A 23,280-nucleotide genomic window follows, 5' to 3' on the forward strand; every position below is an offset into this window, starting at 1 on the left:
ACAATCGAGCTTGCCCCACTTCCCTAATGTAGGAGCCAGGCTTGCCGGCGAACCAGCCGCCTCGGTCCATCAGGGATACCGCGTAATCGTTCTTCGCGGGCAAGCCTCGCTCCTACAAGTGATGCGTTGCTGCAAATAGAACAGGCCCCGACACGAATGCCGGGGCCTGTAATGGCCACGTCCTTGTGGCCTTCGCATGAACTCTCAAGTAGCGGCAGACGTATGACTCGGCCCGTCTACCGCACCTTCTCCCGGTCCAGGCGAGAAGCCTTGTCTTACTCGGACTTCAGGCCGTCAGCGGATACCGCTTTGACGCCTTTGATTTTCTTGGCGATAGCCACGGCGGTTGTTTTCTGAGCGTCTGTCAGAACGCTCATGGAAGACAGGGAAACAACGCCTTTGTTGGTTTCGACTTTGATGTCGGTGCCTGGGATGCCTTTTTCGGTTACCAGGTCTGCTTTGACTTTGGTTGTGATCCAGGTATCGGAAACATCCTCTTTCGCTTCAGTGACTTCACCGGCGGCCAGCATCATGGGTGCCTGAGTCACTTGGGTGGTCTGTGCGAATGCAGCGTTGGCCATGGTCAGGGTCAACGCGGTAGCAGTAGCGGCAGCGATAGCGAACTTCTTCATACGAGTAACTCCTGTATTTCTGGAAAGTCTGCTGCGTGTCTTGTCAGCAGGGTTACTAGAGAGAGTGCGAACGCTGTGCCAACTGTCAGATTAAAAATAAATAGATATAAATCAATAAGTTAGACAAAACTGTGATTTTCGAAATCATGCAAATTGCATGACTGCGACATTATCTACATGCAACTTGCGGGTTTTAGCGCAGGCCTAAGGCCATGAATTGTCGGGGGTTTTCGTGATCATCCAAATCGCCCCCAAATGACCAACAAAAAAATGCCCCGCGTCGTGAGAAGCGGGGCATTGTTTATGCCGGGTGATATGGATCAGGTACCGGTGCAGCCTTTAGGTGCGTACTCTTGTAGAGCCGTCGTAGCGCAAGTCCAGCCACCGGCGAGGGTACGCGAAAGCGTAACGGTTTTGCCGAGCACCGGCCCCGGTGCGTTGAGAATCGTGCAACCAATACTGCCCACACCGGTAGAGGCGGTACCTGTCGCTGTAATCGTGCAATTACCCGTGGGGGTCGTCGCGCCGATCCCGGCGGGGGCGGCAATATCGGTGCCTTGATTAATAACGTCTTCGAAAGGCACCTTCAGTGCCGAGATTTCTGCAACCGCAGCGGTGACCTTCGCCCGTGATTGGTATTTCGAATACTGCGGCAACGCAAACGTCGCCAGAATCCCGATGATCGCAACCACGATCAGCAGCTCGATCAGAGTAAAACCATTTTGATTTTTCATAGACAGGCTCCATGCATGAGTCGAAATCTCATGATCTGAACAAGGCACAGCACAGGTCATGCCAAGCCGCGCGCGCCCCTGCCTGCGGGGCGCGAGATCGCGCTAAAGACCTTTCCTGCTCCAAGGATCCGCACTATCTGACACTTTTTGTCACCTAACCCCGGCTGGTTTGGTTCCACTGCTTGACTAGGCTATAAGTCATTAACTGTCTGACGTCGGTATCCCAATGAATGACATTGCCCTTAGCGGTCTGGCCAAGCAATTGGTGCTGGCCGAGCTGATCACTGACCAAAGTGCGCAAGAGGCGTATCAGCAAGCCCAGCGCAATCGAATCTCGCTGGTCAGCTATCTGGTGCAAAACAAACTACTGAAGAGCTGGCAAGTCGCCGAAGTGGCCTCGGAGCACTTCGGTATGGCCTTGCTGGACCTCAATTGCCTGGACAAGGACACCCAACCTCGAGGGCTGGTCAGCGAGAAGTTGATCCGTCAGCATCACGCCCTGCCCCTCTGGCGGCGTGGTAACAAGCTGTTCGTGGGGATTTGCGACCCGACCAATCATCAAGCCATCAACGACATTCAGTTCAGCACCGGGCTGAGCACCGAAGCCATTCTGGTGGAGGAAGACAAGCTCAGCGACGCCATCGAAAAATTCTTCGACAACCACTCCACCGGCCTGGAAGACATGGCCGATGTCGACCTCGACGGGCTGGACATCGAGTCGGTCGATGAGCAGAAACAAGACGTCCTCGTGGGGCAAGACGCCGATGACGCGCCGGTGGTGCGCTTCGTCCACAAGATGCTGCTCGACGCGATCAAGAGTGGTTCTTCCGACCTGCATTTCGAGCCCTATGAAAAAATCTACCGCGTGCGGATGCGCACCGATGGCATGCTGCGGGAGGTCGCCAGGCCGCCGACACAACTGGCCAACCGCATTGCTTCGCGGCTGAAGGTCATGGCCAGTCTCGACATCTCCGAACGGCGCAAACCCCAGGACGGGCGAATCAAGATGCGCCTGTCCAAAAGCAAGTCCATCGATTTCCGGGTCAACATCCTGCCAACCCTCTGGGGCGAGAAGGTGGTGATCCGGATCCTCGACCCGTCCAGCGCCCAAATGGGCATCGATGCCCTCGGCTACGAACCCGACCAGAAAGACCTGTACATGGCAGCCCTAAAGCAGCCACAGGGAATGATCCTGGTGACCGGCCCCACCGGCTCGGGCAAGACCGTATCGCTCTATACCGGGCTGAACATCCTCAACACCGTCGACATCAATATTTCCACTGCCGAAGACCCGGTAGAAATCAACATCGAAGGCATCAACCAGGTCAACGTCAATCCCAGGCAAGGACTGGATTTCGCCCAGGCGCTGCGCTCGTTTCTGCGTCAGGACCCGGACGTGATCATGGTCGGTGAAATCCGCGACCTCGAAACCGCCGAAATCGCCATCAAGGCCGCCCAGACCGGGCACATGGTGCTTTCCACCCTGCACACCAACAGCGCCGCGCAAACCCTGACCCGCTTGCACAACATGGGGATTCAGGGGTTCAACATCGCGACCTCGGTCAGCCTGATCATCGCCCAGCGCCTGGCGCGCAAACTGTGCAGTCATTGCAAAAAACCCATCGAGATTCCCCGCGAGGCGCTGATCAAAGAAGGCTTTCCCGAGGAACGCATCGGCTCGTTCACGATCTATGAACCGGTCGGTTGCGATCAGTGCAACAACGGTTACAAAGGGCGAGTAGGGATTTATGAAGTGGTAAAGAACACCCCAGAACTGCAACGGCTGATCATGGCCGAAGGCAATTCACTGGAAATCGACATCCAGATGCGTAAGGACGGCTTCAACGACCTGCGTACTTCGGGCCTGCTCAAGGCCATGCAAGGCATCACCAGCCTTGAAGAAATCAACCGGGTCACGAAGGACTGAACATGGCGGCCAAAGCAGCGAAAATCAGCGTATATGCCTGGGAAGGCACGGACAAGAAGGGCTCAAAAATGACCGGTGAGTTGACCGGCCAAAATCCCGCGCTGATCAAGGCCCAGTTGCGCAAGCAAGGGATCAACCCGGGCAAGGTGCGGAAAAAAACCGCGTCCATTTTCAGTGCCGGCAAACGCATCAAGCCCCTGGACATTGCCCTGTTCACCCGGCAGATGGCGACCATGATGAAAGCCGGTGTACCACTGCTGCAATCGTTCGACATTATCGGTGAGGGCTTCGATAACCCGAACGTGCGCAAGCTGGTGGACGAAGTGAAACAGGAAGTCGCGGCCGGCAACAGCTTCGCCGCAGCCCTGCGCAAAAAGCCCCAATATTTCGATGAGCTGTACTGCAACCTGGTGGATGCCGGCGAACAGGCCGGCGCCCTGGATACCCTGCTGGAACGGGTGGCGACCTACAAGGAAAAGAGCGAAAGCCTCAAGGCCAAGATCAAGAAAGCCATGACCTACCCGCTGGCGGTGGTGTTCGTCGCGATCATTGTGACCGGGATTCTGCTGGTCAAGGTTGTGCCGCAATTCGAGTCGGTGTTCTCGGGGTTTGGCGCCGAGCTGCCGGCATTCACCGTGATGGTCATCGGCTTGTCGGAATTCATGCAGGCCTGGTGGTGGATGATGCTCGGCATGCTGGGTGCGGCGATCTTCGGCGTACGTCACGCCTTTAAAAAGTCCCCGGGGTTCCGGGACCGGATGGACACCTGGCTGCTGAAACTGCCGTTGGTTGGCGCGCTCATGTACAAGTCCGCCGTGGCCCGTTATGCCCGCACCTTGTCGACGACGTTTGCCGCCGGGGTGCCACTGGTCGAAGCCCTGGATTCAGTGGCGGGCGCGACCGGCAACATCGTGTTCAAGCGAGCGGTATTACGCATCAAGCAGGATGTTTCCACCGGCATGCAGTTGAATTTTGCCATGCGCACCTCCGGTATCTTTCCGAACATGGCGATCCAGATGACGGCCATCGGCGAAGAGTCTGGCGCACTGGACGACATGCTCGACAAGGTCGCGAGCTTCTATGAGGACGAGGTCGATAACATGGTCGATAACCTGACCAGTCTGATGGAGCCTTTCATCATGGTAGTGCTGGGGGTTATCGTCGGCGGCCTGGTGGTTGCGATGTACCTGCCCATCTTCCAACTCGGCTCAGCGATCTGATATGTCCTTGAACGATTTTTTGAGTCTCAACCCGCTGGCCTTCACGATCACCGCATTGGTGATCGGCTTGGTAATCGGCAGTTTTCTCAACGTGGTGGTCTGGCGCCTGCCGAAAATGCTTGAGCGTGAATGGCGCCTGCAGGCCCATGACGTACTGGATTTGCCACCCGAAGCCCCTGGCCCGGCTTACAACCTGATACTGCCTCACTCCGAGTGCCCCGACTGTGGCCATCGGATTCGAGCGTGGGAAAACATTCCCGTGCTCAGTTATCTGTTTTTACGTGGGCGATGCTCGAACTGCGCGACGCCGATCAGCAAACGTTACCCGCTGACCGAACTGGCCTGCGGCGTGCTGTCGGCGTTCGTCGCCTGGCATTTCGGTTTCGGCTGGCAGGCCTGCATGGTGCTGGTCCTGAGCTGGGGCCTGTTGGCGATGAGCCTGATCGACGCCGAACACCAGCTGTTGCCGGACGTGCTGGTGCTGCCGTTGATATGGCTGGGATTGATCGTCAACAGTTTCGGGCTTTTCGTCTCATTGCATGACGCGCTTTGGGGCGCGGTGGCCGGCTACATGGCGCTGTGGACGGTGTTCTGGCTGTTCAAGCTGATCACCGGCAAGGACGGCATCGGCTACGGTGACTTCAAGCTCTTGGCGATGCTCGGCGCCTGGGGCGGCTGGCAGATCCTGCCGCTGACCATCCTGCTGTCATCGCTGCTGGGCGCCGTCATCGGGGTGATTTTGCTGCGCCTGCGGGATGCGCAAACCTCGACTCCGCTGCCCTTTGGCCCCTATCTGGCGATTGCCGGCTGGATTGCCTTGCTCTGGGGTGGTCAAATAACCGGCTTCTATTGGCTGTTTGTCGGTTTGAAATGAATACCCCTGTGGAAAAACCCTGGATTCTCGGCCTGACTGGCGGCATCGGCAGCGGCAAAAGCGCGGCCGCCCAGCACTTCATCGATCTGGGCGTGCACGTGGTAGACGCCGATCATGCGGCTCGCTGGGTGGTCGAACCCGGTCGCCCGGCACTGGCGAAGATCGCCGAGCACTTTGGCCCCGGCGTGCTGCAAGCCGACGGCCAACTGGATCGCGCGGCGCTGCGCAAGCTGATCTTCGAAGTGCCGGATGAACGCCGCTGGCTCGAAGCACTGCTGCATCCGCTGATCGCCGAAGAAATCGTCCACCATCTGGCCAAGGCACAATCGTCTTACGCGATTCTGGTTTCGCCGCTGCTGATCGAGTCCGGGCAGTACGCCATGACCCAACGGGTCCTGGTGATCGATGCCCCGGAACAGTTACAGATCGAACGCACCCTGCAGCGTGACCAGACCAGCGAACAGCAGGTCCAGGCGATCCTCAAGGCCCAGTCCAGCCGACAGGACCGCGTGAACCATGCCGACGATGTGGTGGTCAACGACCGCGACCTCGCCTGGCTGCACAGCGAGGTCGAACGCCTGCATCACTTTTACCTTACTTTGCGTGGAGGCCAGTCATGAGCCAAACCCCAACCGTCGATTGCCCAACCTGCGGCGCCCCTGTCGAATGGAGCCCCGAAAGCAAGTTCCGGCCATTCTGTTCGGACCGTTGCAAACTGATCGACCTGGGCGCCTGGGCGTCGGAAGAACACAAGATCCCGGTGCCTCCCGATGCCGAGGACGAGATGTTCAGCGGCGACTTCGACCCGCGCCACTGATCCCGCCCCTCAGGGCCGCATAAAGCCATAGTCCTGGCCCTCATCGAGGTTCTCGGCGAGAAACCGCAACTCATCGGCCAGGTCTTCGACATTGCGTACCGCCTTGCTCTGCTGCACCACCGCACTGAGCAAGGCGCGCAGGCTCAATCCCGGATCGAAGCCCACCTCTTGCGCCACATCCAGACTCTGACGCAACTCCTGCCTGGCCCATTCGTAGACACTCATTTCCATACTCCTGAAGGTTTTCCAGAGCATGGATTCGGCAACGTTTTTTGGATTTGATGTGGATCAAGATTTGGGATCGTCGTCCTTCCAGGGCGCTGAAAGGTAGCGCGTGCGATTGAACGTCTCCAGCCATTCGGGGCAGAACACCACCAATGCGCTGACCACCATGCCGTTGATAAACGCTTCGGGGAAGATGAGCAGCCACAGATAGCCGACAAAATCTTCCAGCCAATACGGCATGGCGAAACGTTCGTCGTACCACAGCAGCGTGAGCGCCAGAATCAGGCAAAACAGGGCCGACAACGCAGCGGCAAAAAAACCGGAACAGAAGATGTACACAAAGGGATTACGCGGCTGCGCGCGTTCGACCAGGATAGCGCAGCACTCGGTGACCAGCACCGGCAGCAGAATCAGCAGCGCGCCGTTGACCCCCATGGCCGTCATGTCCTGCCGACCGAGCAGCACCAATCCCGCTTGCGCGACCAACCCGCCGACAATCGCCAACGGCCAATCCAGCAGTAACGTCACCGCCGTCATGCCGATGAAGTGATAGGACACGCCGGTGTCGAAGTCCCGTCGCACCAGCCAGAGCATAAACAGCGCGAACACCGTGCCGAACAACAGATGCTGGCGGCGGCTATCGCTGAACAGTTCGACCCAGGGGGCTCGCGCAATGGCCCAGATCAGCACTGGCACATAGATCAGCCACCCCACCGTCAGGGTTTCGGATGACAGTAACTCGGCACCGATCATGGCTGGGCACACTCCCTTGTCTTGCCGAAAGAGAACAGGCGATCAGTCTACACCGCCCTTTACTCCCTTCGACTTCGGGCTGGTATACACATTTGTACCGGCCCCGGGGGCGCTCCACGATTGGGTACATATCCATTTCTGCGGTAACGGCCACCTAGGGTTCCGCCCTTACGGCGGGTCACTTTCGAAAAGCGCGAAAGTAACCAAAGCGCTTTGCCCCGCCATTCGGTGCCTCGCTTAGGCTCGGCATGCCCTCACTCCGGCATTGCTCCGGGGGCCCGCCGCCATCGGCCATCCATGGCCGGGGGCGGCTACCGCGGCATCCATGCCGCGGTGCCCCCTGCGCAATGCCTGCGTTCGGCCTCTGGGAAAGGGGCAACAGATCAAGATCAAGATCAAAAGCCAAAGCCAAAGCCAAAGCAACGGCAAGATCAACTGCTTCGCGAGCAAGCCCGCTCCCACAATGGATCTGCGTACCACTGCGCTTTTCACCACTCAACAGGCCGAGCGTTAGCTCGCCTGCAGCTTTTGATCTTGACGCACCGCCCCCTCGAGAGGCCGAGCGGAGGTTCTGCGCAGTGGGCAACCCGGCATGGATGCCGGGTTAGCCGCCCCCGGCCATGGATGGCCGATGGCGGCGGGCCCACGGAGCAGGACCGGAGCAAGGGCATGCCGAGCCTAGGCGAGGCACCGAACGAAAGGGGCAAGAGCCCTTTGGTTACTTTGGGGCTTTTCCAAAGTGACTCGCTGTAAGAGCGAAACCGCCAGCCGCCGCTACCGCAGAAACGGATATGTACCCGATCAAAAAGAACCAGCGATTGTTACATTTCCTGCAAAGCTGAATCAGACCCAGCCCCCTTTATCACCCACGGACAAAGCCTAAAATTGAGACATCGGAATCAACACGGAGTACGGAAAAATGAAAACCTTGATCAGCCTGTTTCTGACCCTCGCCGCCACCTCGGCCCTGGCCGCCGGCAACGCGCCAGCCGCCACCTCGTACAACCCGGCGCAGCCGCTGGACATCGCCAAGGTGGTGTCAGTGACGAACACCGCAACCGCCTGCGGGGTTGTGCCTGCGACCATGGAATATGTCGATCATCAGGGCCAGACCCATCGCGTGACGTACGAAGTCATGGGTGACTGCACCAGCAACCTGTGACACGGGCGCACAGCACGACTCACACGATCATCCGTTTCGCCTGCAAGGCCAGATCGTGCAAACCGGCCAAGCGCGCCATGATGCGCTCGACCACCTCCACCCTGGCCACCGCGCCGCTTTGCAGCTCGCCCATCGAGTGCAGGGCCACTTTGGCCTTTTCCAGGCCCAGCCGGGTTGAACCGGACAACTGCTGCAGACCCTGGCGCGCGTTTTCGGCGGACTGCTCCAGCCCCGTCGCGATTTGCCTGATTTGTGCACTGGAATCCGCGGCCTGACGCGAGAGATTGCGCACCTCATCCGCCACCACCGCAAACCCTCGGCCATGGCTGCCCGCCCTTGCCGCCTCAATAGCTGCGTTCAATGCCAACAGGTTGGTCTGACGGGAAATGTCCTGAATGCTGCCGACGATTGCGCCGATTCGCATCGATTGCCTGCCAAGCTCGTCGAACACTTGATCCAGACGCTGCATGTAGAGGTTCAGATCATCCAGCACGCTGGCCGACGACTGCATGCTCAACGCACTCGCCTTCACCCGTTCGCCTGCCGTGCGCGCCAGCTGATTGGCGAAGCGCATATCCTCCTCGGTTTGCAGGACGGACTCGGTCAGTTTCTCCAGCGTCACGGACACGGCGCCAAATGGATGAGGTCGTTGTACTTGCTCAATGCTCATAGCAGCTTCCATGTGTAGCTGAGGATCAAGCGGTTTTCGTCGATATCGCTGCGGTAGTTGGAACGCGCCATCACATTGCGAACACGGATACCGAGGCCTTTGAGACTGCCGCTCTGCAGCACATAACCGATATCCAGATCGCGCTCGCGGTCCTTGCCTTCAAAGCCCTTGCCGGTGTCGACGTTATTGCCGGTGATGTAGCGCACGGTACTGGTCAGGCCGGGCATGCCGAGGGCCGCGAAGTCGTAGTCGTAACGTGCCTGCCAGGAGCGTTCGTCGGTGTAGGCGAACTCGTAGGTCGGCACTTCATTGCCCAGTGGCGAGATGTTGGCAAAGACTCGTGGGAAGGCGCTGTCGCCGAACATGCCCTGATAGCCGACATAAAACGTGTGGCCGCCGCGTTTGGCCGACAGCAAGGAGAAGAACGCCTGGTTGTCGATATTGCCCAGCAATTTTTTGCCGTCTTCGCGCGAATCGTAGTAGCCGAGGTTGGCTCCCAAGGTCCAGTCGCCCATCGGCTGGCTGTGTTTGAGGCCGAGAAAGCGCTGGTTGTAGATATCTTCCAGTTGCCCGAACCAGGCACTGACCGAACTGCGTTTGTCATTGAAGGCGTAGTCGGCGCCAGCAAAGTTGAAACCATCGCTGCTGACCTGACGCTGCGGAACATGACCGAGCATGGCTTGCATCTTTTCGTCGCCGGCCTCGTTGCGCAGGCTGGTCGAATTCAAGTGGCCGCCTTGCAAGGTCAGGCCATCGATTTCACTGGAGCTGATGCTTGCGCCCTGATAGCTGGGCGGCAGCAGACGGATATCGCTGAAGGCCAGCACCGGCAGGTTGGGTTGCAACTCACCCACTTTCAGCTCGGTCTTGGAGTAACGCATCTTCAGCGCACCTTCCAGACGGCTGTAATCATTTGCCGCGCGCCCGTCATCGTGCACCGGCAGCAAACCGGTATTGACCCGGTCCGGACTGCTGTCGAGCTTGAGACCGAGCAGGCCGATGACATCCACACCAAAACCGACCGGGCCCTGGGTATAACCGGATTTGACGTTGAGGATGAAACCCTGCGCCCACTCTTCGGCCTTCGACTGTTGATTGGCCCCGACGATGTCCGAGAAGTCCCGACTGAAGTAGTAGTTACGCGCCTGCAAGGTGGCCGTGGTGTCTTCAATGAAGCCGCCCTCGGCGGCCATCACGCCACTGGAAAAACCCGAGACGACCGCCAGGGACAACACTGAACCGGTTGCTGGAAAAATCTGTTTCATCTTTTTTTCTCTTATTTTTATTGATCGACAGGTTGAAGTACTTCAACCGCAGCGGATTTGCTGCGGGGAACGGGACGACGGGCGTTTAACAACAAGTGCGTGACCATGCCGAAAATCAGCCCCCAAAAAGCGGCGGACAAACCAAACAACGACATGCCCGAGGCGGTGGTGAGAAAGGTCACCAGCGCGGCTTCGCGATCACTCGGTACGGCCATTGCGCCGGCCAGCGCCCCGGCTATCGCGGCGAACAGCGCCAGCCCGGCCAGGGCCGCGATCAGTTCCCTGGGGAACGCCGAAAACAACGAAACCAGCGTGGCACCGAAGATCCCCAGCACCAGGTAACACAGCCCGCCCACGACTCCGGCCACATAGCGTTTGCGCGGATTTTCATGGGCCTCGCGACCGGTACAAATGGCGGCGGTAATCGCCGCCAGATTCAACCCGTGACAACCGAACGGTGCCAACAGCGCAGTGCCCAACGCGCTGCTGGCGATAATCGGGCCGGCCGGCGTTGGGTAACCGCTGGCGCGCAGCACCGCCATGCCGGGAACAAACTGGCCGGTCAGCGCCACCATCACCAGCGGCAAGGCGACATTCAGCGTCGCACTCAGGCTGAACGCGGGGGTGATCCACATGGGCGTGGCCAAACCGATCACTAGCGCTTCGCGGTGCAAATCACCGGTGAGAAACGCAATCGAACAGCCCACCAGCAGCACCATCAACACCGCATAGCGCGGCATCACCCGCTTGCAGATCAGGTACGTGGCAAACATTGCCAGCACCAGCAGCGGCTTGCCTTGCAACGAGACGAACAACCCGGTGCCGAAGCTGAACAGAATCCCCGCCAGCATCGCCGCCGCAATCGCCGCGGGCAGTTTGCCGATGATCCGGTCAAACGCCCCCGATACCCCGACCAGAAAGATAATCAGGCTGCTGACCAGATAAGCGCCCACCGCCTCCGGCATGGAGATCCCCGGCAACAGGGCCACCAGCAACGCCGAGCCCGGTGCCGACCACGCGATGATCACCGGGACGCGATAACGCAGGCTCAAACCGATACCGAGCACGGCGCTGCCGATGGAAATCGCCCAGACCCAGGACGACAGCACTTCCCGCGAGAGGTGCGCGGTCTCGGCGGCCTGAAAGATGATCACCAAGGGACCTGCGTAGGAAATCACCGTGGCGATAAATCCGGCGACGGCAGCAGACAGGGAAAAGTCCTGGAATAACGCTTTCATGAAACCTCGCCGCAAGACTCGTCAGGCGATCCGTGGCACAGGGCCCGGCCGCTCTTGTTCGGAAAAAATCGTGTGGGTGACCAGGCAAGGCGACACGGCATGACGCCGTGCCGCCACTGCCGGGTTCAGGCGCTGGTCGGCGCCAGCGTCTGGGTGGCACCTTTGGCGCTGCGCTGACTGCAGATGGCGAACACGGTCATGGCGAGGGCGGCCACCGCACCGGGCAAGGCAAACGCCATGAAGTTCAGTTGCAGCGGCAGGCTGATCCCCAACAAGGCACCGCCCAGCAGCGGACCGACGATGGCGCCGTTGCGGCCGATGCCCGACGCCCAGCCCAAACCAGTGGAGCGGATGGTCATGGAGTAGAACTGCGCGGCGCAGGCGTACAACAGAATCTGCGAGCCTATGGTGGTAGCGCCGGCAAGGGCGATCAGCAGGTACAACACCGGCATCGGACTGTTGAAGCCGAGTAAAGTGATCGATGCCGCAGCAACGACGAAGAACACTGCCAACACACGCGGCAGATTGAGCTTATCGCCGAGTACGCCACCGCCGACCGCGCCAAAAATGGCGCCGAAGTTGAGCACCAGCAGGAACGACAGACTCGAGCCCAGGCTGTAACCGGCATTGGCCATCAGTTTCGGCAGCCAGGAACTCAAGGCGTAGACCATCAGCAAGCAGCAGAAAAATGCCAGCCACAGCATCAGCGTGCGCAGCGCACGGCCCTCGCGGAACAGTTGCAACACCGGGGTGCCAGTGCCCTTCACTTCGCTCATGTGCAATTGATCGCCGGTGTGTGCAACGTAAGCCGGGTCAATCCGCTCCAGGATGTTGCGCGCCTCTTCATCGCGCCCCTGACGCAGCATGAAACCCACTGATTCGGGCAGGAAGTACATGATCAACGGCAACAACAGCAACGGCATCACCGCCACGTAAAACACTGACTGCCAGCCGAAACTGGGAATCAGCACGATGCCGAGCCCCGCCGAGAGCATGCCGCCCACCGAGTAGCCGCTGAACATGATCGCCACCAGCGTGCTGCGGATTTTCTTCGGCGCGTACTCGTTCATCAGCGCCACAACGTTAGGCATCACCCCGCCAATGCCCAGCCCGGCAACGAACCGGCAGAGGCCAAACTCGGTGGGGTTACGGGCAAAACCATTGAGCACGGTAAAACCGCTGAAGAGCATCACGCACAGGGTGATGGCTTTTTTGCGGCCGATCTTGTCCGACAGCGGGCCGAAAAACAGCGCGCCGAACATCATCCCGAACAGTGCATAACTTCCCAGCGCGCCGGCTTGCAGGGGACTGAGCCCCCACTCTTTCATCAGCATCGGCAACACCACGCCGTAGATCACCAAATCGTATCCGTCGAAGATGATGATCAGGGCGCACCAGAACAGCACCATCCAGTGAAAACGGTTGAATCGAGCGTTGTCGATAACCTCATGTACGTTGATCTTGCGCATGGCATCTATCTCTTGTTGTTGTTTTTTTTAGAGTCGGTAACTAAGAGTCGGTAACGCGGCTAACGTCCGTACAGCCGAGGGTAGAGACGCCGGGCACGGGGCAATAGCCGCTTTGCGCAGATCGCTATCCGTTTTGTGCAATGCCCTGTAGCAACCCTGTAGAGGGTTGATTCATGGACTAGACTCACGCGGTTGGTGATGGAGTTAAACGTCAAGAGCAGAGGGGCCGTCCACGACTGACGCCAGGTTTGCTCGAAGCAATGCGCGATCTGCAAGCTGATAGCTGCACCTGCAGGGTCCATCTATCGGTAGTCAGCGACTGGCAAAGGTGAGGCTTGGGTCATGGCAAAGGACAAGAAGAAAACCCCTGTTAAAGGCAACTCCGCTGAACCCTTGAAACTGAAGAACAAAGACTATCTTGAGCAGTTACGCCGACTGCATGTCGAGCTGGTCAAGTTGCAGGAATGGGTGAAAGAAAAGGGCATCAAGATCTGTATCGTCTTCGAAGGGCGGGATGGCGCCGGCAAGGGTGGGACGATCAAGGCGCTCACCGAGAGGGTGAGCCCGCGTGTCTTTCGGGTAGTGGCACTACCTGCACCGACCGATCGCGAGAAGAGCCAGATGTATATACAGCGCTACCTGGCGCACATGCCCGCGGCTGGCGAAGTGGTGATCTTCGATCGCAGTTGGTACAACCGCGCAGGGGTCGAGCGTGTGATGGGATTTTGTACCGATGAGCAGGTGACCCGTTTCCTGGCCCTGGCCCCCTTGATGGAACGCATGATGGTCGACTCCGGCGTCATGCTGTTCAAGTATTGGCTGGAAGTCAGCGAAGAGGAGCAGACCCGCCGGCTCGGGGCACGGATCAAGGATGGCCGCAAAACCTGGAAACTGACGCCCATGGATCTCAAATCATACAGCCGCTGGTATGACTACTCACGCGCACGTGACGACATGTTCAAGGCGACCGACACCGATCATGCTCCCTGGCTTGTGGCCAACTCGAACGACAAGAAGCGGGCCCGCCTCAACATCATCTCTGATTTGCTCAGCCGTATTCCGTACAAGAATGTACCGCGCGAGAAGGTGATTTTGCCCAAACGGCAGAAATCCGGCGGCTATCGTGAACCGGATTATCCGTTGCGGCGAATCCCGGAAAAATTCTGACCGGCACGTTCAAGCGGATCTGCGCTGTACACCAAAGGGCCACAGTCCTATGAGCCATTCGGATGCTTCGCCTCCCGCCCCGGAACCGGGGCGGATTGCCCATCGGGATACCGGCGGCAACACCGGTTGGAGTCGCTGGCTGCCGGGACTACGCACGCTGCGCGGATACAAGATAGCCTGGTTGAGGCACGACCTCGTGGCCGGACTGGTGCTGACCACGATGCTGGTGCCTGTCGGCATCGCCTACGCAGTGGCATCGGGCGTACCCGGCATCTATGGCCTTTACGCGACCATTGTTCCGCTACTCGCGTATGCGCTGTTCGGCCCCAGCCGGATTCTGGTGCTGGGGCCGGATTCCTCGCTGGCTGCCGTCATCCTCGCCGTCATCCTGCCACTGTCCGGCGGCGATCCGCATCGTGCCATCGCCCTTGCGAGCATGATGGCCATCGTATCAGGGGTGGTGTGCATCCTGGCCGGCATAGCGCGCCTGGGCTTTGTCACGGAGCTTCTTTCCAAACCGATCCGCTACGGGTACATGAACGGGATCGCACTGACGGTATTGATCAGCCAACTGCCCAAGTTTTTCGGTTTTTCGATTGAATCCGACGGCCCGCTGAGAAACCTGTGGGCGATCGCTACGGCGATAATGGAGGGGAAAACCAACTGGACCGCCTTCATGGTCGGCGCAGCCACCTTGGTCGTGATTTTGCTGCTCAAGGGCAACAAGCGCGTACCGGGCATTCTGATCGCCGTGGCGGGAGCGACCGTCGCCGTCGCTGTGCTGGACCTTGCCGCGCGCACTGGCATATCGGTCCTCGGCTCGCTTCCACAAGGCTTGCCTGCGTTCGCCATCCCCTGGATCACTAGCGCCGATATTGTCCCCGTCCTGATCGGCGGTTGCGCCGTTGCCCTGGTTTCGTTCGCCGATACCAGCGTGCTCTCGCGTGTCTATGCGGCACGGACCCGTACCTATGTGGACCCGAACCAGGAAATGGTGGGCCTCGGCGTCGCCAACCTGGCCGCCGGATTTTTTCAGGGCTTTGCGATCAGCAGCAGTTCGTCACGTACGCCCGTGGCCGAGGCCGCAGGTGCCAAAACCCAGCTGACCGGAGTCATCGGCGCGCTTGCGGTTGCCTTACTGCTGGTGGTGGCGCCGGATCTGTTGAAGGATTTACCCACCAGCGCACTGGCTGCGGTGGTGATCGCCTCCGCCATCGGCCTGATCGAGGTCACCGACCTGCGACGAATTTATCGAATCCAGCGTTGGGAGTTCTGGCTGTCGATCGTCTGCACCGTCGGCGTGGCCGTGCTGGGCGCGATTGAAGGCATCGGCCTGGCCATCGTGATCGCCGTCATCGAATTCCTGTGGGATGGCTGGCGCCCTTACTCCGCAGTGCTGGGGCGCGCGGAAGGGGTCAAGGGTTATCACGACATCAAGCGCTATCCCGACGCGCGCCTTGTCCCCGGCCTGGTGCTGTTTCGCTGGGATGCGCCGTTGTTTTTCGCCAACGCCGAGTTGTTCCACGACCGAGTGCTCGACGCAGTGGCGGCATCGCCTACGCCAGTACGCTGGTTGGTCGTTGCGGCGGAGCCCGTCACCAGCGTGGACGTGACCTCTGCCGACATGTTGGCGGAGCTGGACGAAACCTTGCACGCAGCGGGCATCAAGTTGTGCGTGGCCGAGATGAAGGACCCGGTCAAGGACAAGCTGAAGCGATTCGGGCTTTTCGCGCGACTTGGCGAAACGGCGTTCTTTCCAACAATAGGCACTGCAGTCGACAGCTATCTGATGATTCATCCGGTGGACTGGGAGAACCAGGATCACTGAGTGGCAGCGGAAACACTCAGCGACGGTCTTCATCAATGTTATCTGCCTTTGCCACTCTCTAAAGGAGGCAATCAATGGTTCCCACGCCCATGCTCGAAAAGTTTTTTTCCCGAGACCTGCTCGATGTACTGATTCGTGCCGGAGTGATTGCCGTTCTGGTGATGTTCTGCTTTCAGATATTCAGCCCATTCCTCGACCTGATGCTGTGGTCGGTGATCCTGGCAATCACCCTCTACCCTTTGCAAATCAGGTTCAAAAGCAAGCTGGGGAATAAAGACGGGATCACCGCGACGCTGATCGTATTGATCGTCATCAGTATTCTTATGGTGCCTATTTACTTGTTGGGAGCCTCGATTGCGGATTCCGTGGAGAGGGTCATGACCATGGTCAAAACCGACAGTTTTCATATTCCGCCACCGTCCGCTGCGGTCGCCAGCTGGCCACTGGTGGGAGAACCTCTTTATAATTTATGGGCGCAAGCCACCACTGACCTGCCCGATCTGGCACACAAGTTCATGCCGCAGATCAAAGGTGTCAGCCTCTCCCTGCTGAGCAAGCTTGCGGGTGTCGGCATGGGGCTCCTTTTATTCATCGTCGCCCTGATTATTGCCGGTATTTTCTTAGCGTATGGAGAAAGCGGCCACCGCAGCGCGGTGCAAATCGTTTCGCGCTTCAGCGGTCCGATCAACGGGCCGAAAATCGCCGATCTGTGCACCGCGACCATCCGGGCAGTGGCGTTGGGGGTGGTCGGTATCGCCTTCATCCAGATGCTGTTGGTGGGCATCGGCTTTGTGTTCATGGGCGTCCCCGGCGCCGGCCTTCTCGCCTTGGGGGTGCTGCTGCTTGGCATCATGCAATTACCGGCCACCCTGATTACCCTGCCGGTCATCGTCTTTGTTTTCATGAACGAAGGTGCCAGTACGGCGACCATTGTGTTTGCCATTTATGTCTTCATCGCAGGATTGGTCGATAACGTCCTCAAACCGCTGCTGCTCGGGCGTGGTGTCGATGTACCGATGCCTGTGGTGCTGATCGGAGCCTTGGGCGGCATGGTCACGAGCGGTATCCTCGGCCTGTTTATCGGCCCTGTGATACTTGCGGTCGGCTATCAGCTGTTCTGGGAATGGGTGGATCAAGTACAAGAACCCGGGCCAGACAACCAGGGACAGACCTGACACGGCGGCAGAGGATATCCCCATGCTGTTGAATCTACTGGCCGGCCTTCCCGTGATGGTGTTCTGCCTGCTAATGCAAGCCATTTTCGTGACCATATGTCTGCGTCATTACGTGCATTTCAGGCATGCCCAACCCGCTGAATCGCAATGGCTGAATATCCTGTTGTTGTCGATGGTGATGCTGCTGATGTTGCTGAGTAATTTCGTGCAGATCGCCATCTGGGCCACGCTGTTCATGCTGCTCGATGAGTTCGACGAATTCGCCACCGCGCTGTATCACTCGGCGGTCAACTTCGCCACCCTAGGCTACGGCGACATCATCATGTCCTCACGCTGGCGTCTGCTTGGCCCATTGGAGGCAGCCAACGGAATCCTGATGTTTGGTGTCTCCACCTCGGTGATGACCGCTGCAGTGATGGAGGTCATAAAGCACAACATGGACAGGCTAAAGCGTGAACACCCATAGGCATGCCAGAAAAAACGGGTAAGACTCTGTCTGAAGAAATCGCGACAGACTTATTATTCAGATCACATTTGAACGCTAAGCTTGGGCCTATGGATGATTCAGATTATTTACGCCTGCTGACCATTGCGGCCGAGCAAGCCAACACGTTCCTCTCCAATGCCCGCAAATGGGAGCGTGAGCGTTGGGTTTGCCAGCGCCTGCTGCAAGGCCTGAACATTCCCTATCGCGCCGACGAATTTGCCCCCGCCGGGGAGCCGCCGGACGTGTTGTTCCGCGACGCGAATTTCGAGGTGTTTTTCGTGCTCGACGAAGGCCGGCGCCTCAACGACGAATGGCGCGACGAGTTGCAACGTCGGCGCAGCGCGTTTTCCCTGAGCCAGCTAGTGCGCCGCGAGGCCAAGCCCCGGCGCATCCCGGCCAATGAATTTCTGCTGAGACTGGCGCCGACCTTGCGCAAAAAAGCCCACAACTACAAAGAGCGCGGCATGGACCTGGGGGATCTGGACATCATTGCCTTCGCCAGCCTCAAGCGCGAAGTGCTGGACCTCAACAGCCACTTTCCACCGCCCACCGAGTACCTGCGTCAGGGCTGGCGCTCGTTGTCGCTGGTCGGCCCGACCTTCGCCCGAGTGTTGTTCGCACACCCGGAGGCCCCGGACTTCCTGCGCAACAACCTGGGGCGCAGCATCGTCTTCGATGTCGGGATCAGCCTGTGAGTCCGTTGCAGGAGTTGGTCGCCGAATGTTACAAAGTGGAATGATTCGCCATTCCCGCCAGCAACTATGCTCCGTTCCATACCGGATAGTTCGCAACATCGCTGCGCGCTGTAGCGTCTACACATTCAGCAACGTCTACCTGACGAGGCCTTTATGACCAGCCGCCTGAACCCCGACGACCAGAAGCATGTCGAAGAGTACCTGAACCTGTCCCAGCACCAAGTCGAGCGCAAGCCTTTCCGGCCGTGGATGCTCCTGGTGCTGGTGTTGGCAGTGACCATGGGTTTAGGCCTGTTGAGCCGACTTATCAGTTACCTGACGCTATGAGCTGCATCGCGCTCGCTCGGGTAATTGCACCGATTTCTTTTAGCCTTGCGAGATATCCCCATGACTCATCGTATTGTCATCGTTGGCGGCGGCGCCGGCGGTCTGGAGTTGGCTACCCGTCTGGGTAAGACTCTGGGCAAGCGCGGCACGGCCAGTGTGATGCTGGTCGACGCGAACCTGACCCACATCTGGAAACCGCTGTTGCACGAAGTGGCGGCAGGTTCCCTGAACTCTTCCGAAGACGAACTCAACTATGTTGCCCAGGCAAAATGGAACCACTTCGAGTTCCAGCTGGGGCGCATGAGCGGGCTCGATCGCGCACAGAAGAAAATCCAGCTGGCCGCCACCTACGACGAGGCAGGCCTGGAGCTGGTGCCGGCGCGCGAAGTACCTTACGACTCGCTGGTGATTGCCGTCGGCAGCACCACCAACGACTTCGGCACTCAAGGCGCGGCGCAGCACTGTCTGTTCCTCGACACCCGCAAACAGGCCGAGCGCTTCCATCAGCAACTGCTCAATCACTACCTGCGCGCCCACGCCGGGCAAACCGACGCGGTGCAACAGATCAGCGTGGCCATCGTCGGCGCCGGTGCCACCGGGGTCGAACTGGCCGCGGAACTGCACAACGCCGCCCATGAACTCGCGGCCTACGGCCTGGACCGGATCAAACCGGAAAACATGCACATCACCCTGATCGAAGCCGGACCGCGGGTGCTGCCAGCCCTGCCGGAACGGATCGGCGGCCCTGTGCATAAAACCCTGGAGAAACTCGGGGTCAACGTCATGACCAATGCGGCAGTCAGCGAAGTGACGGCAGACAGCCTGATTACCGCCGATGGCCAAGTGATCAACGCCAGCCTGAAAGTCTGGGCCGCCGGGATTCGTGCGCCGGGTTTCCTCAAGGACATCGATAGCCTGGAAACCAACCGCATCAACCAGCTGCAAGTGTTGCCGACCCTGCAAACCACCCGCGACGAGAACATCTTCGCCTTCGGTGACTGCGCGGCCTGCCCACAACCGGGCACTGATCGCAATGTGCCGCCGCGCGCCCAGGCTGCGCACCAGCAGGCTTCGTTGCTGGCCAAATCGCTGAAACTGCGGATCGAAGGCAAAGCCCTGCCGGAATACAAATACACCGACTATGGTTCGCTGATTTCGCTGTCGCGTTTTTCGGCTGTGGGTAACTTGATGGGCAACCTGACCGGCAGCGTGATGCTCGAGGGCTGGCTGGCGCGGATGTTTTACGTGTCGCTGTATCGCATGCACCAGATGGCGTTGTATGGCGCGTTCCGTACGGCGATGTTGATGCTCGGTAGCAAGATTGGGCGCGGGACTGAACCGCGGCTGAAGCTGCATTAAGATTTTCGGAGTTACTTAGGGCCTCTTCGCGGGCAAGCCTCGCTCCTACAGTGGATCTGTGTCGTACACAAAATGTGCGACCAATAACGATCTTGTGGGAGCGTGGCTTGCCCGCGATGCAGGCGCCTCGGTCGAACCTGCGAACACTTGTGTGTCTCACTGTATCTCCCCGCCGTTTCATCCCCTTCGCTTACAAAGCCCCCCCTTGCGCGACACAGTAGCGATACACCACGCCCGCTAAATGGCCACACCCGAGCAAGGCACTGCCTGCGTCGGTCATCGCCACACTCACGTGGCGTCCTTTATCGAGCGGTTGTGTCGTGCAACCCAGGAGATTTGTAATGTCCCGTACTCTCAACAAAAACACCGTTGGCCTGCTCGGCGCCGTCCTGGCCGGAGGCATGATGTTGTCCGGTTCTGTCTTCGCTTCGCAGCCGCTGACTCAAGGCTACCTGCTGGCCTCGGCGGAACAGGTCGTGAAAACGCCCGAAGGCAAATGTGGCGAAGGCAAGTGCGGCGATGCCTCGATGGCGAAAACCGATTCGGATAGCGACGGCAAAGTATCCCGTGCCGAATTCCTGAAAGTCGCGCCGAAGTCCAATTTTGACAAGATCGACACCAACCATGACGGCTTCATCGACGAGCAAGAGGCTTACGACAACGTAAAAGCCAACTTCGAAGCCAATGGCAAGAAAATGCCAAAAGGCCTGTTTGAGCACTTGAAAGACCAAGACGGCGCCTAAGCTTGCGAGAACCAAACCGCGCTTTACCTTCGGGAAGCGCGGTTTTTTCGTCTGGCGGATTTACACCTGGAAGCGCTGCACCATGGTTCGCAATGAATTGGCCAGCTGTGAAAGCTCATGACTTGAGGCGCTGGTCTGATCGGCGCCGGCGGCGGAGCGCACCGACAAATCGCGAATGTTCACCAGATTGCGATCGACCTCACGCGCCACTTGTGCCTGCTCTTCGGCGGCGCTGGCAATCACCAGATTGCGCTCGTGAATCTGGTGGACCGACTCAGTAATGGTCTGCAACGCCTCGCCCGCTCGCTCCGCCAAGGCCAATGTACTGGCCGCGCGCGAGGAACTGGCGTGCATGGAGTCCAGCGCCTGTGTTGAACCGGTGCGCATGCCCTGAACCATTTGCTCGATTTCCTGGGTCGATTGCTGCGTGCGGTAAGCCAGAGCCCGCACTTCGTCGGCGACTACAGCGAAACCTCGACCGCTTTCACCAGCGCGCGCCGCTTCGATGGCAGCGTTGAGGGCCAGCAAGTTGGTCTGTTCAGCAATGGCCCGAATCACATCCAGCACCTTGCCAATGTCCTGCGACTGGTTGGCCAGCGATTGCACCAACCCGCCCGTCGTTTGCACATCGCTGGCGAGAGCGCTGATGGCACTGACGGTTTCGCTGACCCGCGCTTGACCAACGTGCGCCGATTCACTGGATTGGCGTGTGGCGTCGGAAGTAGACACCGCGTTGCGCGCGACCTCCTCCACCGCAGTGGTCATTTCGGTAACGGCCGTCGCGGCTTGCTCAATCTCGTTGTTCTGCTGTTGCAGGTTCTGCGTGCTGTCGAGGGTGACCGCGTTCAATTCATCGGCCGCCGTCGCCAGTTGCGCCGCCGAACCGCTGATGCCCTGCAAGGTTTCACGCAGGTTGTGTTGCATGGTCGCCAACGCCTTGAGCAAGCGGCTCACTTCATCGTTGCCATGGGTTTCGATGGGGCGAGTCAGATCGCCTCGCGCCACGTTTTCTGCGGTATGCAACGCGTCGCTCAAAGGTTTGACGATGCTGCGGGTCAGCAGCATGGCCAGACCGACGGTGGCCAATCCCGCCAAGGCGATAAACAGGCTGACGATCATCCTCGATGTTTCGTAATGCTCTGCAGATTTCTCGCTCTCGGCGGCGACTTGTTTGGCGAACAGATCCGCCAGGTCATTTAGCTGTTTACCCGAGCCATCGACCACGGTTTTCATGTCGATCAGCAGCAGTTTGGTCAATTCGTCGCGGCGTCCCTGTTCGGCCAGGGAGAACGATTGAGCAATACCGGAACGATAAGCCGCGAAGGTGGTTTTGAACTGGTCATACAAGGCTTTGCCTTCGACTGTGTTGACCAGCCTGTCATACGCCGCAATCTTCTCGCTCAACTCTTTGTCGCGAGTGTCCATCTGGCCGCGGTAGACAGGGATGTTTTTCGGATCCTGATCCAGGGCCATGCGCAGGGAAATGGTACGGATGCGCAGCATGATTTCGCGGATCTCGTCACCGCCGCGAATGCTCGGCAACCATTGTTTCTCCACCGCCACCTCGCTGTCGCGAATACTCGACATCTGCCCCAGGGCAAAAATCCCGAGCAAAGCGACCAATACGGCGATCAGGGCAAACCCCAAGGCTGCCCGAGGAGCGATATTCAACTGTCGAAGCACCATAACGAACGCCCTTTTCTTGTAGTGGCTTGGATAAGGGGCGTTGTTTCGGCAGTACCCCGTCGCCTCGTTATCGGCAAGTTGTACGATGACTGAAGTGTTATTTCTCGAAGACAAAAAATCGAAGACAAAAAAAATCCCCGTATCTTTCGATACGAGGATTTTTAATATGGTCGGGGTAAGGGGATTCGAACTCCTGACATCCTGCTCCCAAAGCAGGCGCGCTACCGGACTGCGCTATACCCCGGTAAAAAAAAGGCACCTTTGAAAGGCGCCTTCTGCGAACAGAGCTTTTGGCGTCTGATCTTAAGATCTGATCCCAGCGTTAACTGGTTTCAAAAATGGTGGGTCGTGTGGGATTCGAACCTACGACCAATTGGTTAAAAGCCAACTGCTCTACCAACTGAGCTAACGACCCAAAAATGGTCGGGGTAAGGGGATTCGAACTCCTGACATCCTGCTCCCAAAGCAGGCGCGCTACCGGACTGCGCTATACCCCGGTTTGAAATTGGCTCCGTGACCAGGACTCGAACCTGGGACCCAATGATTAACAGTCATTTGCTCTACCGACTGAGCTATCACGGAACTACATATTTCAATTTACAACTGTGAAGCTTGCTTCACCTCTTCGACCCGTTCGCATCGCTGCGTTCGTGTGTCTGAGGCGCGCTATTCTACAATCTTAAGCACCTCTGTCAACCCCCTAAATTGCTTTCAAGTTAATGATTTGCAACTTATTTCAGATTCCTGCTTGGGGAGCAGAAACCCCTCGGGGTGACTTACTGCGGGGCGCACTTTACAAGCCTTTTCCTTTGAGTTCAACAGCCTGG

Annotated in this window: 23 protein-coding genes and 4 tRNA genes; 14 read left to right on the forward strand and 13 right to left on the reverse strand. The window is 58.6% G+C overall.

Going from position 1 to position 23,280, the window contains the following annotated elements; translation table 11 throughout:
- Nucleotides 1-275 precede the first annotated feature (275 nt).
- Together AB7M22_RS22450 and AB7M22_RS22455 are read right to left on the reverse strand one after the other, a co-directional pair.
- Nucleotides 276-632: a BON domain-containing protein gene (locus tag AB7M22_RS22450; RefSeq protein ID WP_454187818.1), complete on the reverse strand. Its 357-nt coding sequence runs from the start codon at nucleotides 630-632 to the stop codon at nucleotides 276-278.
- A gap of 320 nt (nucleotides 633-952) precedes the next feature.
- A complete protein-coding gene (locus tag AB7M22_RS22455; RefSeq protein WP_008015115.1) occupies nucleotides 953-1,366 on the reverse strand; it encodes a pilin in 414 nt (137 codons plus the stop codon).
- 226 nt (nucleotides 1,367-1,592) lie between these two features.
- On the opposite strand from AB7M22_RS22455, the gene pilB reads away from it, so the two are divergent.
- Genes pilB through yacG form a run of 5 tightly spaced genes read left to right on the forward strand, consistent with a single transcriptional unit; the run spans nucleotide 1,593 to nucleotide 6,204 of the window.
- Nucleotides 1,593-3,293: a type IV-A pilus assembly ATPase PilB gene (gene pilB / locus AB7M22_RS22460; protein ID WP_454187819.1), complete on the forward strand. Its 1,701-nt coding sequence runs from the start codon at nucleotides 1,593-1,595 to the stop codon at nucleotides 3,291-3,293.
- Nucleotides 3,294-3,295: 2 nt separating this feature from the next.
- Nucleotides 3,296-4,513: a type II secretion system F family protein gene (locus AB7M22_RS22465; protein WP_454187820.1), complete on the forward strand. Its 1,218-nt coding sequence runs from the start codon at nucleotides 3,296-3,298 to the stop codon at nucleotides 4,511-4,513.
- 1 nt (nucleotide 4,514) lies between these two features.
- Nucleotides 4,515-5,387, forward strand: a complete 873-nt coding sequence (locus tag AB7M22_RS22470) for a prepilin peptidase (RefSeq protein WP_454187821.1) — start codon at nucleotides 4,515-4,517, stop codon at nucleotides 5,385-5,387.
- Nucleotides 5,384-6,007, forward strand: a complete 624-nt coding sequence (coaE, locus tag AB7M22_RS22475) for a dephospho-CoA kinase (protein ID WP_008015123.1) — start codon at nucleotides 5,384-5,386, stop codon at nucleotides 6,005-6,007. Before AB7M22_RS22470 ends, coaE begins: the two co-directional genes overlap by 4 nt.
- Nucleotides 6,004-6,204, forward strand: a complete 201-nt coding sequence (yacG, locus tag AB7M22_RS22480; protein WP_008015124.1) for a DNA gyrase inhibitor YacG — start codon at nucleotides 6,004-6,006, stop codon at nucleotides 6,202-6,204. Before coaE ends, yacG begins: the two co-directional genes overlap by 4 nt.
- Before the next feature lie 9 nt (nucleotides 6,205-6,213).
- Here yacG and AB7M22_RS22485 read toward each other — a convergent pair whose 3' ends face one another.
- Together AB7M22_RS22485 and AB7M22_RS22490 are read right to left on the reverse strand one after the other, a co-directional pair.
- Entirely contained in the window at nucleotides 6,214-6,429 is a 216-nt protein-coding gene (locus tag AB7M22_RS22485; protein ID WP_008015127.1) for a hypothetical protein, read from the reverse strand.
- A gap of 63 nt (nucleotides 6,430-6,492) precedes the next feature.
- Nucleotides 6,493-7,182 (reverse strand): energy-coupling factor ABC transporter permease, encoded by a 690-nt coding sequence (locus tag AB7M22_RS22490; protein ID WP_454187822.1) that lies wholly within the window; start codon nucleotides 7,180-7,182, stop codon nucleotides 6,493-6,495.
- 919 nt (nucleotides 7,183-8,101) lie between these two features.
- Here AB7M22_RS22490 and AB7M22_RS22495 point away from each other — a divergent pair.
- Nucleotides 8,102-8,344: a DUF2790 domain-containing protein gene (locus AB7M22_RS22495; RefSeq protein WP_454187823.1), complete on the forward strand. Its 243-nt coding sequence runs from the start codon at nucleotides 8,102-8,104 to the stop codon at nucleotides 8,342-8,344.
- 19 nt (nucleotides 8,345-8,363) lie between these two features.
- On the opposite strand, the gene AB7M22_RS22500 is transcribed toward AB7M22_RS22495, so the two are convergent.
- The 4 genes from AB7M22_RS22500 to AB7M22_RS22515 form a co-directional block, all read right to left on the reverse strand.
- Nucleotides 8,364-9,026 carry a methyl-accepting chemotaxis protein gene (locus AB7M22_RS22500; protein ID WP_454187824.1) on the reverse strand — a complete coding sequence of 221 codons (663 nt, stop codon included), beginning with the start codon at nucleotides 9,024-9,026 and terminating at the stop codon, nucleotides 8,364-8,366.
- The gene (locus AB7M22_RS22505; protein WP_454187825.1) at nucleotides 9,011-10,279 is read right to left on the reverse strand and encodes an OprD family porin; all 1,269 of its coding nucleotides are present in this window, start codon (nucleotides 10,277-10,279) and stop codon (nucleotides 9,011-9,013) included. The genes AB7M22_RS22500 and AB7M22_RS22505 overlap by 16 nt, the downstream gene beginning before the upstream one ends.
- A gap of 17 nt (nucleotides 10,280-10,296) precedes the next feature.
- Nucleotides 10,297-11,517 carry a benzoate/H(+) symporter BenE family transporter gene (locus AB7M22_RS22510; protein ID WP_454187826.1) on the reverse strand — a complete coding sequence of 407 codons (1,221 nt, stop codon included), beginning with the start codon at nucleotides 11,515-11,517 and terminating at the stop codon, nucleotides 10,297-10,299.
- A gap of 125 nt (nucleotides 11,518-11,642) precedes the next feature.
- Entirely contained in the window at nucleotides 11,643-12,986 is a 1,344-nt protein-coding gene (locus AB7M22_RS22515) for an aromatic acid/H+ symport family MFS transporter (RefSeq protein ID WP_454187827.1), read from the reverse strand.
- Nucleotides 12,987-13,328: 342 nt separating this feature from the next.
- Between AB7M22_RS22515 and ppk2 the strand changes: the two genes are divergently transcribed.
- The 8 genes from ppk2 (at nucleotide 13,329) to AB7M22_RS22555 (ending at nucleotide 20,767) form a co-directional block, all read left to right on the forward strand.
- Nucleotides 13,329-14,153, forward strand: a complete 825-nt coding sequence (gene ppk2 / locus AB7M22_RS22520) for a polyphosphate kinase 2 (protein WP_454187828.1) — start codon at nucleotides 13,329-13,331, stop codon at nucleotides 14,151-14,153.
- 49 nt (nucleotides 14,154-14,202) lie between these two features.
- Nucleotides 14,203-15,981 carry a SulP family inorganic anion transporter gene (locus AB7M22_RS22525; RefSeq protein WP_454187829.1) on the forward strand — a complete coding sequence of 593 codons (1,779 nt, stop codon included), beginning with the start codon at nucleotides 14,203-14,205 and terminating at the stop codon, nucleotides 15,979-15,981.
- A 74-nt stretch (nucleotides 15,982-16,055) separates the two neighbouring features.
- Entirely contained in the window at nucleotides 16,056-17,156 is a 1,101-nt protein-coding gene (locus AB7M22_RS22530) for an AI-2E family transporter (RefSeq protein ID WP_454187830.1), read from the forward strand.
- A gap of 22 nt (nucleotides 17,157-17,178) precedes the next feature.
- The gene (locus tag AB7M22_RS22535) at nucleotides 17,179-17,622 is read left to right on the forward strand and encodes an ion channel (RefSeq protein WP_454187831.1); all 444 of its coding nucleotides are present in this window, start codon (nucleotides 17,179-17,181) and stop codon (nucleotides 17,620-17,622) included.
- Nucleotides 17,623-17,711: 89 nt separating this feature from the next.
- On the forward strand, nucleotides 17,712-18,338 hold the full coding sequence (locus AB7M22_RS22540; protein WP_454187832.1) for a DUF1780 domain-containing protein: 627 nt from the start codon (nucleotides 17,712-17,714) through the stop codon (nucleotides 18,336-18,338).
- Nucleotides 18,339-18,491: 153 nt separating this feature from the next.
- Nucleotides 18,492-18,665 carry a DUF3094 domain-containing protein gene (locus AB7M22_RS22545; RefSeq protein ID WP_454187833.1) on the forward strand — a complete coding sequence of 58 codons (174 nt, stop codon included), beginning with the start codon at nucleotides 18,492-18,494 and terminating at the stop codon, nucleotides 18,663-18,665.
- Between the two features lie 60 nt (nucleotides 18,666-18,725).
- Nucleotides 18,726-20,024 (forward strand): NAD(P)/FAD-dependent oxidoreductase, encoded by a 1,299-nt coding sequence (locus AB7M22_RS22550; RefSeq protein WP_454187834.1) that lies wholly within the window; start codon nucleotides 18,726-18,728, stop codon nucleotides 20,022-20,024.
- 341 nt (nucleotides 20,025-20,365) lie between these two features.
- Nucleotides 20,366-20,767, forward strand: coding sequence for an HvfA family oxazolone/thioamide-modified RiPP metallophore (locus tag AB7M22_RS22555; RefSeq protein WP_008008715.1), 402 nt, complete (start codon nucleotides 20,366-20,368; stop codon nucleotides 20,765-20,767).
- 60 nt (nucleotides 20,768-20,827) lie between these two features.
- On the opposite strand, the gene AB7M22_RS22560 is transcribed toward AB7M22_RS22555, so the two are convergent.
- The 5 genes from AB7M22_RS22560 to AB7M22_RS22580 all read right to left on the reverse strand — a co-directional run bounded on the left by AB7M22_RS22560 (nucleotide 20,828) and on the right by AB7M22_RS22580 (nucleotide 23,035).
- Nucleotides 20,828-22,453: a methyl-accepting chemotaxis protein gene (locus tag AB7M22_RS22560; RefSeq protein ID WP_454187835.1), complete on the reverse strand. Its 1,626-nt coding sequence runs from the start codon at nucleotides 22,451-22,453 to the stop codon at nucleotides 20,828-20,830.
- 167 nt (nucleotides 22,454-22,620) lie between these two features.
- Nucleotides 22,621-22,697: transfer RNA gene (locus AB7M22_RS22565), tRNA-Pro, on the reverse strand.
- Between the two features lie 95 nt (nucleotides 22,698-22,792).
- Nucleotides 22,793-22,868: transfer RNA gene (locus AB7M22_RS22570), tRNA-Lys, on the reverse strand.
- Nucleotides 22,869-22,873: 5 nt separating this feature from the next.
- Nucleotides 22,874-22,950: transfer RNA gene (locus tag AB7M22_RS22575), tRNA-Pro, on the reverse strand.
- Nucleotides 22,951-22,959: 9 nt separating this feature from the next.
- Nucleotides 22,960-23,035, reverse strand: a tRNA-Asn gene (locus AB7M22_RS22580).
- Nucleotides 23,036-23,280: the final 245 nt, after the last annotated feature.

This window comes from Pseudomonas sp. ADAK2 TE3594, assembly GCF_053628675.1.